Raw genomic sequence first — 14,025 nt, 5'->3', positions numbered from 1 at the left:
TCTTATGAAGGATAAAAAGAGACATAAATCTGTGATTCCTGAATTTGAGACTTTAGCGATTCTTGACGCAAAAAAGAAAACGCCAGAAACTAATATATCAATTCCTTCTCAGCGTGCCGTAGAGGAAGCAAAAGAATGGGTTGACGAAAATCAGAAATAACGAGCTTTAACGCCGAAAAGGGACTGTTTTTAACAGTCCCTTTTGTTTATTTGCAAAAGATATGAATTTAGAGAATAAGGCAGCCATGCTTCAAGGGCCGATTGTGAACTTAGAGAATACCGGATTAGGGTTTATATAAATAAACCCATTACCATATATATATATATGTAAACGGCTCTGTTAGTCATTTTTTAGAATTCATCTTGGCCTAAGTAAGCGGCGGCATATAAACAGTGCATTGCAGCACCAATTTTAAGCCCGTCCTCATCTACGTCAAAATGGCCGTTATGGTGAGAATTATCAGAGCCTTTTTCCTTATTGGAAGTTCCTAAGGAAGCGTAAGCACCATTGGCTTTTTCAAGAAAATAGCTGAAATCTTCTCCGCCGGTGGTTGGTTTTGTAGGCTGATAGGCTTCTTCGCCGAAAGTTTCCTTTACGATTTTTTCCGCAAGCTTTGCACTTTTTTCTTCATTGATTACAGGAAGCGTTCCGTAAACATATTCAATTTCTACTTTTCCGCCGTGCATTTTAGCGATGCAGTCAGCATAGTTTCTTATGGAAGCTTCAATTTTATTTCTAAGTTCAACATTAAAGCACCTTACAGTTCCTTCAAGAACTGCTGTTTCAGCTATAATGTTAAATCTTGTCCCTGCCGTAAACTTTCCGATGGTGACAACGGCAGGAGCGTCAGGAGGGACTTCTCTTGACACAATGGTTTGAACTTCGCTAACGAAAGCGGAAGCCATTACTACGGCGTCTATGCAGGTGTGGGGCTGAGCACCGTGGCCGCCCTTTCCTGTAAAGGTAATTTTCATTATATCAGCAGAAGCATAGGCAGGACCTGCAGAAATTGCCACTTTACCGGTGGGAAGGCTGCTGTTTACATGCATACCGAATACGTTTGAAACGTTTTCCATGCAGCCGTTTTCAATTAATAAAAGAGCGCCTGCAGCAGTTTCTTCAGCAGGCTGGAAAAGAAGCCTTACGTTTCCGGAGAGCTCGTCTTTTACTTCGTTCAGAACCTTTGCGGCACATAAAAGCATGGCCGTATGGGCATCATGACCGCAGCCATGCATTTTCCCTGGAACCTTTGATTTATAAGAAACGGTTTTAAGCTCGTCCATAGTAAGGGCGTCCATATCGGCGCGAAGAGCAACGGTTTTACCCGGCTTTCCGCCTTTTATTTCCGCAATTACTCCCGCAGGTTCAATGCATTTATGCTCTATGCCAAGCTTTGTCAGTTCCTCGGAAATTCTCTTGGTGGTTCTTACTTCTTCCATACTTATTTCGGGGTTTTCATGGAGCTCCCTTCTAAAGCTTATCATTTCCTCCTCGTATTTATCAACGAGAGACTTTATCTTATCTGTAAGCATACCTAACCTCCTGTTTTTTTATGTAGTTACCTAAATTTTAAAGCCCATTGGCTATAAATATAATTATATCTGCAATCAATTCATTAATCAATTACATAATGCATTAACTTTCATAATAAGCGGTTCATTTTGTATAAAATTGCTTTTATGGTTAATAAGCTTCAAAACTTACTTGTTAACTATAAGGAGACGTTTTCTTAAAAACTATTTACAAGCTTATACTCGTATAAGTTTTCAAGTTCTTTTAGCATAAACAAAATATAAAAGCTTAAAAAAATACAGTGAAATTTAAAATTTCACTGTAAATAGGATTAAATATCCAGATGAACTTTTCTCGCGTCGCCCCATACCCGGTCAAGGTTATAAAATTCTCTGTTTTCCTTGTCGAATATATGGACAATAATATCACCAAAATCAAGAAGAACCCAGCTGGAACCATTATAGCCTTCGGAATGATTTAATTTAAAACCAAGCTTAAAAAGCTCTTCCTGTATATTATCTGCAATTGCCCTAAGCTGATTCGGATTTGAACTGGTGGTAATAATAAAATAGTTTCCCATAGAGGAAATTTCCGATATATCAAGAACGGAGATATCTTTTCCAAACTTATCGTCTATTGCTTTATATGCGGCTTCCAAAGATTTAAATATATTCGTTTTACTGTTCAAAAAAACACCTTCCTAAATTATATGGAGTAATTATTATTTCTTAACAAGCATTTTTCATAATAGTTTAATGCTTCAGTGCTTAGCGGGTGAAGCTCCTCATTTTTTTTCATAGTATACTTGATTTTTCTTCTAAGGGCAAGTACAAGAGAATAATTAAGGTCCTTAAGGGAAGCATCACGTATTTCCGTAAGGCCGTTTTCGGCTTTTCTGTTAGGCTCTGCAACGTCTGCAAGAAATATGATCTTTTCCAAATTGGACATTCTGGCTCGCCCCGTCGTATGATATTTAATTGCGTTTAAAATATCCTCATCCTGTATGCCGAAAAGAGAGGTTGCAAGGGCGGCACTTATGAAACTGTGGAGAAGCTCCGGCTGATTTTTCATCACTTTGTCGATTTCTATGCCAAATTCCTTGCAAAGGCGGATTTTTTCATCTAATGGTATTTCCTTTGCTATATCATGGAGAAGGCCGGCAGTATAAGCCTTGTCCTCATCTACACCGTAATTCTTTGCAAGTATCAAAGCCATCTGGGAAACACCAATGGTATGATTATACCTGCTTTTTGAAAGATTATCCTTAAGGTAGCTGTTTACAAGGGAAAAATCAATAGCGCTTATTTGCAAAGGTTCACTGTAGAGACTGTATTTATAAATATAGTCCTCAACGTTTTCAGGAACAAGATATTTTATGGATTTTTTATTTTTAACCCTGTTTCGTATATCGGAAGAAGATATATGGTTTAAGGGGATTTCCAGATATGAAACCCTTGCATCATAATCAGTATTTAATTTGTCTATAAAGCTTTTCAGCTTTTCTGTATCATAATTAGGTCTTGCTACAACGACAAATTCACATAGCAACAGAAGCCTTTCAGGCTCCTTCCATGAAAATATATTAAAAATTGCATCTGCACCTATTATAAAGTAAATAGGGGTGTTTTCATAGCATTTGTTTTTGATTTCGGTAATGGTATCTACGCTGTAACTACAGTCTTCATTGTCAAGCTCTATGCTTGAAACCTCAAAACTTTCATTAGATAAAGTAGCAAGCACGGTCATTAAATACCTATGTTTTTTTTCGGAAATACCAAGCGCATTTTTATGGGGCGGGGTGCCTGTAGGAATAAATATGACTTTTTCAACGTCATATTCCTGCCTTACGGCCTCAGCAATTGTTAAATGACCATAGTGGATAGGGTCAAAGGTACCACCCATTATAGCGATGCTTTTTAGATATTTAAAATCATTAAGCTCTGATTTCATGCTGCTCTCCTAATAATATATTTAAAAGATAGTATAATTAAATTATACACTAAATCGAAATTATATACAATGTGCTTGTCTAGTCATTTTTTAAAAGATATTTCCAGAAATATCGTCTATAACGGGCGGAGCAGTATCATCAGGAAGAGAAGGGGCAGGGATTGGTACCTCAACATTATTTTTTAAAGTATTCTTCTCAAATAAATCCTTATTCATTTCATGCATCGCTTTCATACTGTCGGCAGGGTTTCCTTTTGCCTCTTCTTTTTGGGCCGGCTTAAGCTTTGACATGGCCGTTATTAAATGGCCCAATGCCTTATTAAGCTGAGAATGAGTGGCGTTTTTTGATTTATAAATAGAGACAGCTCTTTCAACATCAGTCATGGCTCTTTTCCAGCTATCTTGTGTATAATTTCTAAGCGGAAGCATTTGGAATGTCTTTATCATGGTTTCAATATTCTTTCTTTTTGAAGCCTTTATTTCTTTAGAAAGAGCCTCTTCCGCCTCTTTGCTTTTCATATATTTATCCATATTTTCTAAATATATATTTTTATGATCCTTTTCTGAAAGCTCTTTTCTCTTTTCTTCAAAGCTTTTTTCTCTGTCTGAATATAAATCAGAAGCCTTATTATGAATTAAATTAGAATATGTATTGCCAGATTTATTAATATTAACCATTTATATTCACCCCCTTAAAAATTACTATAGGGCAAGGCATTACCCTTAAAAAGCCTTCTACTTATATTATCGTCATTTTAAGATAAACAAACACAGTAAATTTCAATTAGTCATATTTATATTGACTTATATGTACGTATATAATATAATTTACTGCGTATTTAAAATAAGCGGGTATGGCGGAACTGGCAGACGCGCAAGATTTAGGTTCTTGTGTCTTTTGGCGTGCAGGTTCGACTCCTGTTACCCGCAGCAAGGTTATCAGGCTGAAAAGATGCAGATTTGTATCTTTTCAGCCTATTTCTATATGTTATACTTTGATAAGAGAATTTATTTTTGAATAAGGAGAAATATCTTATGTATGAACGTATGCCAGATAAATCAAGTGAACCTACCCTGTACGAGATGATAAAGTATTGTGGAATCACAGGGAATTTATTTGAACGTATTAATCAAGATATCTCCTCTAATTACGGAACAAAATCCGAAATTTGTTTCCCCTATGGAAATCATTACGGATGGGGAATCAAGCATAAACTGAAAAGTAAACATATCTGTGATATTTTCGCTGAAAAAAATGCATTTACAGTGATAATAAGATTAACAAATAAGCAAATAGAAAAAATTTATTTAGATTTATCTGTATATGCAAAAGAAATATGTGACTGTAAATATCCTTGCGGAGAAGGCGGATGGCTTAACTACAGGATAATCAGTGATGAATATATGGAGGATGCCTTCAAACTATTGAATGCAAAATTACAAAATAATTGATATATGAGTATGAATATAATCGTATCTGCATCTTTTTGGCCCTAATGAAAAATAAAAGCCTCGGATTATCGAGGTTTCATTTTTTCTGGATATAAATATATTAATATTTGCGGTGACGTTTTCTTGATTTTTTTGTTTTTTATAATGACGACATAAGGTAAAATATAATTTGGTGCTGTAATTAATCAGCACGAAACGATCCATGTTTCGTGCTTTATTTTATGCTCCAATATTTAAGAAGGGGAGAAAATATAATATGGAATTTTATATGAAGTTACTACGCAGCAAAAAAAGAATTTGTATTGTTTATGGCTGTAATATTAATTATTTCTATTAATATTATTGTGCTCTTTATCATATTTTTTGAAGCTTAATTTCGTTTGGATATCTGGGCTGATACTATTCCGTTCATTTGGATTACTGTAATTGCCTTAGTATTACTTACATATAAGCTGGCAGGGTGGTTGACTTCTTGTGTTGCAAAAGAGGGGGCAGCTTTGGTGCCTATAGCATAATAAATGGCATAATAAATGTCCTTTTTTCAGTACAGCTAATGTCTGCTTTTCAGACTGTTATCGGTACCTGGATTGGAAGCCATAATATAAGCATGTAACCAGTTCGTATGTTTTTTCATAAATGGTCTTGAAGCTTACTATTTCCTTCTTTGTTGAGGTATGCATAGCCAACCCATTGCCCGGCTCGTCATATTGAAGCTGTATCAACACAAAGATAGGGGAAACAAATTGAGCAAGCTTAATATACCTTAAGCTTATATAGCAAGATTATCTTTTTATATTATTTCGGCATTTATAATAGGCAACTATTGACTTAATTGAAAGGCGGCCTATAAGCCGCTTTTCTTCTGGACTCGTTTTAAGATAAGTATCTTTTCATAAAAGATAGATGAGACAGAAGATTCACTCTTTTGCCTCTTTTGAAATCACTTCGAGAATGTTTATTAAGTCATAAATAGAATTCAACTTTACATTGCGCTTTAGGATATTGTTTTTTAAATCAATGGAAAGTGTTTCAAATTTTTCCCGGAGTTCCGGGGATACATAGGATGCCATCATATCACCTCATGGATAGTATGTGCAATTAATCGTGTTGCAATTCGTGCTGTATTTGTTTACTTAATAATGAAATAAAATAGTCTTTGAGCAAATTATATTAAAATGAAACAGATGAGAACTTTAGATTGTTGGTATTTTAGGCGGTGAATTTTGAATGTAAGAATTATAAAAGGAAGTTATGAACATCTGAAAGATTGTAAAAAAGCACTTTTGAAATTATTCCTTGGAAAGCATTATTTTTAGAGTATTGGTAGGCTCTTTTTGCGAAAGTGACTTGCGCCATATACTTATTAAGCCATATAAGACAAGGCATTAAGCATTGCCTTATATGGCTACATTGTTATTGGTCTTCTGTAAATCTTTTCTTATAAGCAGGGGAAATTATTCTTATGAAGATGATTAAATTAGCGGCTAATAGAATTATGAAAAATATCGTTGCAGCTATTTTGGGAATACCTATAAGTATAATCGAATTCATATCACCGCCTCCCACAAAACGATAGAGTATTGAAAGATAAAACGGGTCAAGGCAAAGGAAAATCAAGGTAGAATAATAAGCAACCGCCCTAACTACCTTGCTTGTAGACTTAAGAATACTGTTTCTTTTCCATACAAAAATATAGCCTGCAATTAAGGTAGCGGCCACTCCGGCAATGCCGAACACAAATAACTGCATATCCGACATAACTGCTGCATCTACTACAATTTGAATGCCTATACCCCAATAAACAAACTGTATTTTTTTGAACGTACCAAACAATAATGCGAAAATCAAATGTGCTCCTTCGTGAATGACATAATATAATACTACTGCCGCTATTAAGCTAATCCACTTTCGTACATTTCTAACCATAAAAACTACTCCCTCGCCATATCGTTTTCCGCAGATGCCGGGGACGACACAAATGTAACCATTCGCGCTTTTCCGTTTTTGTCTGCAGGTAATTGACTGTATTTTTCTACAACTGCATAAATATCCTGAACAAAATCATCAAAGCTGCCATTATTCAAATACAATGTATTTGTTCCCACGAACAACCTATCTTCAACTGGATTTGCGGTATCTGTGCTAAAATATTGTCCAAAATCCTCTATGAGTTTTCCCAGAATAGAATAAACAAGTGCTTGTGTTTCTGCGGTACTTTCTTGTCCGGCTGAATTGATTTTTTGTAGATTAAGAGAATAGCTTTGTTCGAGCGTACCGCGTATTTTTTTCTGTCCAATAACAATTAGAATTTCATTATCCACTAAAATTCGTACATGCCTGTATAACGTCGCTTTTGAAATATCCGATATAGCCCTTGCTATTTGAGCAACAGTCACAGGCATATTGTGTGCTACATACTGGATAATACGTAGCCTTATGGGATTAAGTATCACATCTGCCTTGTTTTGCATGTTTGTGTCCCTCCATTAGAATCATATATGATAATATTATCATATATGATTCTAATGTCAAGAAAAAGGTGTATTTTCATACAAGAGAAAAGGATTTAGGATACTTCCCAGCAAGCAAAATTCCCTGCCGTCACTATTAGGCAAAAACGGGAGCAGGATTGTTTTATTCTATTTCCCATTTTCAGTGGTGTAATGACGCGGTAAAAATACTACCCGTCTATTGACAGGCTTGATAGTCGGAATGGACGGCAAAGCGTTTAATACACATGGGTTGAAAATAAGATATAATAATCACAAACTGGTTATTATATATGAACTTATTCAGGTACAAAATTTTCGCAGGTTGTGAAATATACATTTTCCTCTGGGAAATGTATGAAGAAAAACTACGCTTATAATATAATAAATTCTGTGGTTTTAAATCCGACTTTGAGCTACAGTACGAAGATAATTTACTTTCTCGGAGTTTTCAGCAAGTAAAATCAGGCACTGCAAGTTCTGTTACTCTAGGGTGGTTAAAACGAGGTGGCAGACGAAAGTACGAGTGGCAGAAACAAATTCAAATAATCATTGATGAAATTGACAAATGTATTAAAAATTATAATGATGAAGCTTTGGCACTACGCTTTCTTTCTCGCAAGCTGGGTTATTCCGAATTTTATACAACGAGAAAATTCAAAGAAATATTGGGTATGTAATTTAGAAATTATCTGCGGCATAGAAAATTAACCTTTACACTAAAAGAGGTTCGGAATAGTGAAAAAAGCATTTTGGATATTGCTTTTGATGATGGTTTTGCCCATAACATAAAGATTGTGAGTTTGATGCTCTCTTCTGAAAGATATTTAAAAGCTAAATACCAACTTAAACAAGCTATAGCCGAAAGAGATTTCATTAAACAAAAAGACTATCTTTCCTTTGCAAATACCGGCGTATATTGGGATAAGTTTGTTGCAATAAGCGGAAAGCTATATTGGCTAAAGAATATGAAACACTTGCATTCTATATATAATAAGGGCTGGTATAATTTTATTAATCTGATTTTATCATAAGTTTCACTGCTAAGCATATTGCAGGGCAACAATGCTTTTGCGCTTGCGCTATCCATATGCTGCCATCCAAATATGCAAATTCACCGCCAATACCAAGTTTGAAAGTCGCTTGTTAAACCATTTTTATGGTTTGACAGGCGACTTTTCTTTTAAAAAATTGGCTTGTTCTAGCAACCGTTTTAATGGAATGAGACTTGTTTTCTGTCGTCGTCCTGATAAGATAAGTATCTTTATTAGGTATAGCTTACCTTTAAATAATCTTATTTTGTAAAAATGATTTTATACTTGTATTGAAATATAGCTTTAGAGTAGTGAAAAAATTTATTTAATTATATTTTAAAGCAATAAAATTTATTTAATTGAAGATACTATGGTTGTGGAAAAAGTTACTGTTTCATTTTATTATAACTGGCAATAGAAACAATATTGAGTTTGAGACTATCAAAAGGATTTGCTATAAACATATACTGATAGGCATTGAATACTGGTCTATGTGTATTTTTCACTATTGTCCGGAAGAATTAATCTTTTGATATTTGATTATCTGAAAGTACAATTTTCTTATTGGAGTGTAGTCAAATTGCTTTTATTTCACAGTAAGTATTTGGTCTAAGGGGTATAGAATAAGAGAAAAGTAATTTGGCAATGCTATTATTTCATGCTAATTCAAGTATAAAGTAAATTTATTATGGAGAAGTAGCAAAAGTCTATTCCCAGCAGGCTTAAAACACAGATTTCCTTTGGAAACCGTACAGTTTTGAGCTTGCATGAATATACCGCTTTGCTACTGGTTAACTTTAAATTTACTATGATATTGTTGCACAATATCGTAAATAAACTTGAAAAAATCAAATTTATTTATGATAAACGAAAGGAAACTTATTAAGCTTAAAAACAAAGAGACTGTTTTCAAGTTTGATAGATATATACGAAGGAAGGTGAAGTTAAGTGGAGTCTATATGGAGTAAAACAAGTCATCTACAGAAATTTCCTGCATTGCAAGGAGATTTAACCACGGAAGCTGCGGTGATTGGCGGAGGGTTGGCAGGCATATTGATAGCATTTTTCTTGAATCAGCATAATGTTAATACCATTGTGCTGGAAGCGGATAAAATCGGAAGCGGCCAAACAAAAAATACTACCGCTAAAATCACATCACAGCATAATGTCATTTACAGCAAATTAATAAAGGATTTCGGAGAGGACAAAGCAAGGCAATATGCCCAGGCCAATCAGCAAGCGATTGAGGAGTACCGACGTATTATTCAGGGGCAAAATATAGATTGCTCTTTTAAAGAATGTCCCTCTTATTTATACTCTCAAAGCCCGGAGGACATACAGATGCTCGAGCAGGAAACGGACGCCGCCAGCCGTTTAGGAATCCATGCAGAGTTTACTACCCAAACGGAGCTGCCTTTTTCCGTGGCGGGAGCCGTGAAGTTTTATGGACAGGCGCAATTTCATCCCCTTGATTTTTTACAGTCGATTTCTGAAAGTCTCAGCATTTTTGAGAATACTAAAGTCATAACCGTAGAGGAGAATCGCATTTTAACGGAACATGGCACGGTTACGGCAAAGCATATTATTTTTGCCTCCCACTTCCCATTTTTGAATATGCCGGGATTTTATTTTGCACGGATGCATCAGGAGCGCAGTTATGTTTTAGCGTTGGAAAAAGCTGCTGAGCTGGAAGGTATGTACCTTGGCGTAGATACGGAAGCATTATCCTTTCGCAGCTTCCATGATACGCTTTTGCTTGGCGGGGGAGGGCATCGCACAGGAGAAAATTCCGCCGGAGGCAAATATTCCTTTCTGCGGGAAAAATCCGCCCAATTTTATCCTCAAAGCAAAGAAATAACACAATGGTCAGCGCAGGATTGCATGACACTGGATAGTGTTCCTTATATTGGTCAGTTTGCTTCTTCAACACCCAATTGGTATGTGGCAACAGGATTTGGCAAATGGGGTATGACGAGCAGTATGGTGGCTGCAATGTTAATCTCCGATAAAATTGCCGGCATCGATTACCCCTATGGGGAAATATTCTCACCTTTGCGATTTACGCCCGCTCCTTCTGCAAAAACATTTTTAACGGAGGCAGGACAAGCTATAAAAGGGCTATCTAAACAGGTTTTTTCACTCCCTCAGGAAAATGTGGCGGCATTGCCAGCAGGGCACGGCGGAGTTGTCGAATATAACGATAAAAAAATTGGTGTGTATAAGGATGAACAGGAAAATATATTTGCTGTTTCCATTCGCTGCCCGCATCTAGGCTGCCAGTTGGAATGGAATCCTGATGAGAAAAGCTGGGATTGCCCCTGCCATGGCTCCCGTTTTGATTACAAGGGTAATCTCTTAAACAATCCTGCTCAAGTAAATCTGGAGGTCATTACCAATGAATGAGTTTTTCAATAAAAATCATAGCCGGAGGTATTTCGAAGGATGGTATCTAAAACAACAAAACAGAAAAGAAACTATAGCGCTTATTCCTGCCTTTCATGCCAATGAAAAAGGAGAGGCTTCCGCATCTTTGCAAGTGATTCATGACCAGCAATCCTATAATATTCCCTTTCCTGCGGATTCCTTATATATAAGCCGCAAGAGTTTTTTTGTTCGCTTGGGAGAATGTGTGTTCTCTTCATCCGGGTGCAGATTGAATGTCAAATCGAAAGAATGTGATTTGCAGGGCTCTTTGCGCTTTAGGCCGCTGACGCCTCCTTCTTATGACATCATGGGGCCGTTTTGCCGGGTGCCCTTTATGGAGTGCCGGCATACTGTGGTGAGCTTGTTTCATAGTGTGGACGGAGCTCTGACTATCAATGGCAGATCATTTCTTTTTGAAAACGGCTATGGGTATATTGAGGGAGATAGGGGTACCTCATTTCCGAAACGTTATGTTTGGACCCAGTGCAGTTGGAAAAACGGCAGCATTATGCTTTCCATTGCTGATATCCCATTTGGCGGATTTTCTTTTATCGGCTGTATTGGATTTCTTTTTCTCAACGAAAAGGAGTATCGGATTGCCACCTATCTCGGGGCGAAGCCGCTGCACGTCAGTAAAGGCTGTATTTTGCTAAGGCAAGGAAATATTCTACTAGAAATTCAACTGCTCAAAGAGAACAGTCAGTCTTTATATGCACCACATAAGGGCAGTATGGTTCGCACCATTCGGGAAAGCGCCTCCTGTGTGGTAAGATACAAATGTATGAATAATGACAGGATTCTATTTGATTTTGAAAGTGAGCAAGCAAGCTTTGAAAACAACTGGGGAAATTGATATACATGAATTAGACATATACAAGACAGTGAACTTATGTTTTGGTTTTGCCTTCAAATTTGGATTAGTTTAGACTTATTTACTGTGCTTAAACATTATTTAGAGCTCATAGCCCTTTCTAAGCTTGCTTAGTAAGGGCTTCTTGCAATAGACTGCGGGCTGCAATCTATGATATAATGAAGCCAATAAATAGAGGCACATTAGAAATATAATATGCAGTGAACTTTTATGTGTTGAGGTGAAAAAATGGCAGTTGATACCCGATATCGAGCCGATGTCGAAGCAATTCTATCACATCGGTATGACGGCGGAGCAGACTATTGGACTACGTCCGATAAACGATTGCTGAAGGGCTCTCCCTTTTCGGCATATAACAGTGCACTTATGTTGCTGGAGTTGGGGGTTGAACCTACCGAACCAATCTTGAAAGAAGTTTCTCAGTTATTCTTTAGCACATGGAAAGAAGATGGGCGTTTTAAGCTCTATCCCAAAAGTGGAATTCTTCCGTGCCATACAGCCTCCGCCGCTTATTTGCTTTGCCGGATGGGATATCAATCTGATGAAAGACTGCAAAAAACGCTCCAGTATTTTTTACAAACACAATACGTTGACGGCGGTTGGCGGTGCAATAAGTTTTCCTTTGGGCGCGGCCCGGAAACAGAATATTCGAATGCATGGCCAACCTTAACTGCTTTAAACGCTTTTCGCTTCAGTGAGTATCTTAATAATGAACCGGCGCTTGACAGAGCAGTAGAATTTTTATTAGAGCATTGGATAATAAGGAAACCGATTGGCCCTTGTCATTATGGCATAGGAACATTGTTTATGCAGGTCGAATACCCCTTTGGCAATTATAATCTGTTTCAGTATGTTTATGTTTTGTCGTTTTATAATAAAGCAAAGAAGGATAAACGGTTTTTGGAAGCGTTGGAAGCGCTGCAAGATAAGCTGGTCAATGATAAAATCGTAGTTGAGCGGGTTGTTCCAACACTTGCAAAACTCTCTTTTTGCAAGAAAGGCGAGCCGAGTATATTGGCGACAAAACGTTATCAGGAAATCATGTTTAATCTAAGTAAAGATCAATAATGCACATTATTGCAATATTGTGTGCTAACTACAGCGCTAAAGATAATGAGAATAAAGAAAATGAAAGCATTTTTTACTGCTAATGCTGCTATGAAGGATTCCTGAAAGGTTATAAAGAGAAAAATGGGCTGCCATAGGGGCAGCTTGTTTTGTTTATACAGCAGAAATATGATATACTTAAACTAATATTATATTTTAGCCCTAAGGAATAGGAGTGACAGCATGGCCTTAGATAAAAAGAAAGCGATTGGCAGAATAACGGCTGTATTTATTATATCCATAGTAATTTGGCGTTTGATGTTGCTGTTTTTTGGCGGAGCAGCCCTGGGAGAGAATATATTCCGGCATATTGCTGCAGGTATTTTTACTTCTGTACTGGTCTGTATCCTGATTTTTGCCATAGACCATATCGAAAAGAAAAAGATGGCTTTGTCATGGAATATCTTTTTTGGCAATCTAAAAGGTTTCGGCAGTGGATTTCTTTGTTGGATAATACCCGCTGTGATAAGTATTTCAATTTTTGCCATTGCTGGATTTGTTACAATTCAACCGCAGGTTTCATCAGCTACACTCATTTCACAGGCGTTTATCTTATTCGCCGCTGTTTTTCTGATTGAGGCTTTTCCTGAAGAAATTATCAGAGGTTACATTTTCTCTAGCTTAGAAGAACACTATTCACCTTGGGTAGCGCTCTTCGTGCAAACCGTATTGTTTACACTGTTTGCTTTTTTTATAGGTTCTCTTTATTCTCAGGAGCAGCTGCTTTTTATTCCCGGATTTGGATTTTTACTGGGTTATTTTCGTATGCTAAGCAGAAGCATTTCGTTTTCCATGGGATTTCATGCAGCATTAATGACATTTACTCAATTACTAGCCCCATCACGTCAGCTGTTAGAAGCCAACGGCAGCTTTTTTGTGCTGAGGTTTTTGTCATTTGTACTTTTACCGGCAATTTTCAGTTCGGTTATATTACACTTAAAAATGGAGCGTTCGAAAGTATAATATAGTGATGGGTCAACACCGTTCCTTTTTCTTGAACGGCGTATTTAAATTCCTAAATTACTTGTTAATACCGAAAAGACATATTTTATGAGAATCCAGAAGTTCTCCTTATGAATACTTTATCATTCCATATAAAAAGAACTCTATTCGATTAAATAGAGTTCTTTTTGTTATGATGGGCATGAGTTTAGCAAACAGGGCGGATAACGGTTCAGGAATATA

At 36.7% G+C, this 14,025-nt stretch carries 12 protein-coding genes, 1 tRNA gene and 1 pseudogene; 8 read left to right on the top strand and 6 right to left on the bottom strand.

Going from position 1 to position 14,025, the window contains the following annotated elements:
• Positions 1-4 precede the first annotated feature (4 nt).
• Complete coding sequence (locus NBX03_RS09185) at positions 5-160, top strand: CDIF630_02480 family spore surface protein (protein ID WP_250227484.1); 156 nt, start codon at positions 5-7, stop codon at positions 158-160.
• A 191-nt stretch (positions 161-351) separates the two neighbouring features.
• Here NBX03_RS09185 and NBX03_RS09180 read toward each other — a convergent pair whose 3' ends face one another.
• The 4 genes from NBX03_RS09180 to NBX03_RS09165 form a co-directional block, all read right to left on the bottom strand.
• On the bottom strand, positions 352-1,533 hold the full coding sequence (locus NBX03_RS09180) for a M20 metallopeptidase family protein (protein WP_250227483.1): 1,182 nt from the start codon (positions 1,531-1,533) through the stop codon (positions 352-354).
• Between the two features lie 311 nt (positions 1,534-1,844).
• Positions 1,845-2,201 (bottom strand): ribosome silencing factor, encoded by a 357-nt coding sequence (gene rsfS / locus NBX03_RS09175; RefSeq protein WP_250227482.1) that lies wholly within the window; start codon positions 2,199-2,201, stop codon positions 1,845-1,847.
• A gap of 17 nt (positions 2,202-2,218) precedes the next feature.
• Entirely contained in the window at positions 2,219-3,463 is a 1,245-nt protein-coding gene (gene nadD / locus NBX03_RS09170; protein ID WP_250227481.1) for a nicotinate-nucleotide adenylyltransferase, read from the bottom strand.
• 90 nt (positions 3,464-3,553) lie between these two features.
• Positions 3,554-4,141, bottom strand: a complete 588-nt coding sequence (locus NBX03_RS09165; RefSeq protein ID WP_250227480.1) for a hypothetical protein — start codon at positions 4,139-4,141, stop codon at positions 3,554-3,556.
• 170 nt (positions 4,142-4,311) lie between these two features.
• On the opposite strand from NBX03_RS09165, the gene NBX03_RS09160 reads away from it, so the two are divergent.
• Positions 4,312-4,393: transfer RNA gene (locus NBX03_RS09160), tRNA-Leu, on the top strand.
• 105 nt (positions 4,394-4,498) lie between these two features.
• Positions 4,499-4,915, top strand: a complete 417-nt coding sequence (locus NBX03_RS09155; protein WP_250227479.1) for a DUF3788 domain-containing protein — start codon at positions 4,499-4,501, stop codon at positions 4,913-4,915.
• Between the two features lie 1,413 nt (positions 4,916-6,328).
• On the opposite strand, the gene NBX03_RS09150 is transcribed toward NBX03_RS09155, so the two are convergent.
• A complete protein-coding gene (locus NBX03_RS09150; protein ID WP_250227478.1) occupies positions 6,329-6,841 on the bottom strand; it encodes a hypothetical protein in 513 nt (170 codons plus the stop codon).
• A 5-nt stretch (positions 6,842-6,846) separates the two neighbouring features.
• Positions 6,847-7,386 carry a helix-turn-helix domain-containing protein gene (locus NBX03_RS09145; RefSeq protein ID WP_250227477.1) on the bottom strand — a complete coding sequence of 180 codons (540 nt, stop codon included), beginning with the start codon at positions 7,384-7,386 and terminating at the stop codon, positions 6,847-6,849.
• 557 nt (positions 7,387-7,943) lie between these two features.
• Between NBX03_RS09145 and NBX03_RS16075 the strand changes: the two are divergent.
• The 5 genes and pseudogenes from NBX03_RS16075 to NBX03_RS09120 form a co-directional block, all read left to right on the top strand.
• A pseudogene (locus NBX03_RS16075) lies at positions 7,944-8,186 on the top strand (helix-turn-helix domain-containing protein); the annotation flags it as partial.
• 1,200 nt (positions 8,187-9,386) lie between these two features.
• Entirely contained in the window at positions 9,387-10,841 is a 1,455-nt protein-coding gene (locus NBX03_RS09135; RefSeq protein ID WP_250227476.1) for an FAD-dependent oxidoreductase, read from the top strand.
• Positions 10,834-11,715, top strand: coding sequence for a hypothetical protein (locus NBX03_RS09130; protein ID WP_250227475.1), 882 nt, complete (start codon positions 10,834-10,836; stop codon positions 11,713-11,715). The genes NBX03_RS09135 and NBX03_RS09130 overlap by 8 nt, the downstream gene beginning before the upstream one ends.
• A gap of 246 nt (positions 11,716-11,961) precedes the next feature.
• Positions 11,962-12,801 carry a prenyltransferase/squalene oxidase repeat-containing protein gene (locus NBX03_RS09125; RefSeq protein WP_250227474.1) on the top strand — a complete coding sequence of 280 codons (840 nt, stop codon included), beginning with the start codon at positions 11,962-11,964 and terminating at the stop codon, positions 12,799-12,801.
• A gap of 222 nt (positions 12,802-13,023) precedes the next feature.
• Positions 13,024-13,803: a CPBP family intramembrane glutamic endopeptidase gene (locus NBX03_RS09120; RefSeq protein ID WP_250227473.1), complete on the top strand. Its 780-nt coding sequence runs from the start codon at positions 13,024-13,026 to the stop codon at positions 13,801-13,803.
• Positions 13,804-14,025: the final 222 nt, after the last annotated feature.

It is taken from the genome of Anaeropeptidivorans aminofermentans (genome assembly GCF_940670685.1).
In the GTDB taxonomy this organism is placed as follows: Bacteria; Bacillota; Clostridia; order Lachnospirales; family UBA5962; genus Anaeropeptidivorans; species Anaeropeptidivorans aminofermentans.
The sequence above is the reverse complement of the archived record's forward strand: the minus strand, read 5'-3'. Positions and strand labels throughout refer to the sequence as shown.

Excerpts from the sequence above, each read along its gene's own strand:
- NBX03_RS09120 (WP_250227473.1), top strand. The coding sequence starts at position 13,024 with ATGGCCTTAGATAAAAAGAAAGCGATTGGCAGAATAACGGCTGTATTT.
- NBX03_RS09150 (WP_250227478.1), bottom strand. The coding sequence starts at position 6,841 with ATGGTTAGAAATGTACGAAAGTGGATTAGCTTAATAGCGGCAGTAGTA.
- NBX03_RS09165 (WP_250227480.1), bottom strand. The coding sequence starts at position 4,141 with ATGGTTAATATTAATAAATCTGGCAATACATATTCTAATTTAATTCAT.
- NBX03_RS09180 (WP_250227483.1), bottom strand. The coding sequence starts at position 1,533 with ATGCTTACAGATAAGATAAAGTCTCTCGTTGATAAATACGAGGAGGAA.
- nadD (WP_250227481.1), bottom strand. The coding sequence starts at position 3,463 with ATGAAATCAGAGCTTAATGATTTTAAATATCTAAAAAGCATCGCTATA.
- NBX03_RS09125 (WP_250227474.1), top strand. The coding sequence starts at position 11,962 with ATGGCAGTTGATACCCGATATCGAGCCGATGTCGAAGCAATTCTATCA.
- NBX03_RS09185 (WP_250227484.1), top strand. The coding sequence starts at position 5 with ATGAAGGATAAAAAGAGACATAAATCTGTGATTCCTGAATTTGAGACT.
- NBX03_RS09130 (WP_250227475.1), top strand. The coding sequence starts at position 10,834 with ATGAATGAGTTTTTCAATAAAAATCATAGCCGGAGGTATTTCGAAGGA.
- NBX03_RS09155 (WP_250227479.1), top strand. The coding sequence starts at position 4,499 with ATGTATGAACGTATGCCAGATAAATCAAGTGAACCTACCCTGTACGAG.
- NBX03_RS09145 (WP_250227477.1), bottom strand. The coding sequence starts at position 7,386 with ATGCAAAACAAGGCAGATGTGATACTTAATCCCATAAGGCTACGTATT.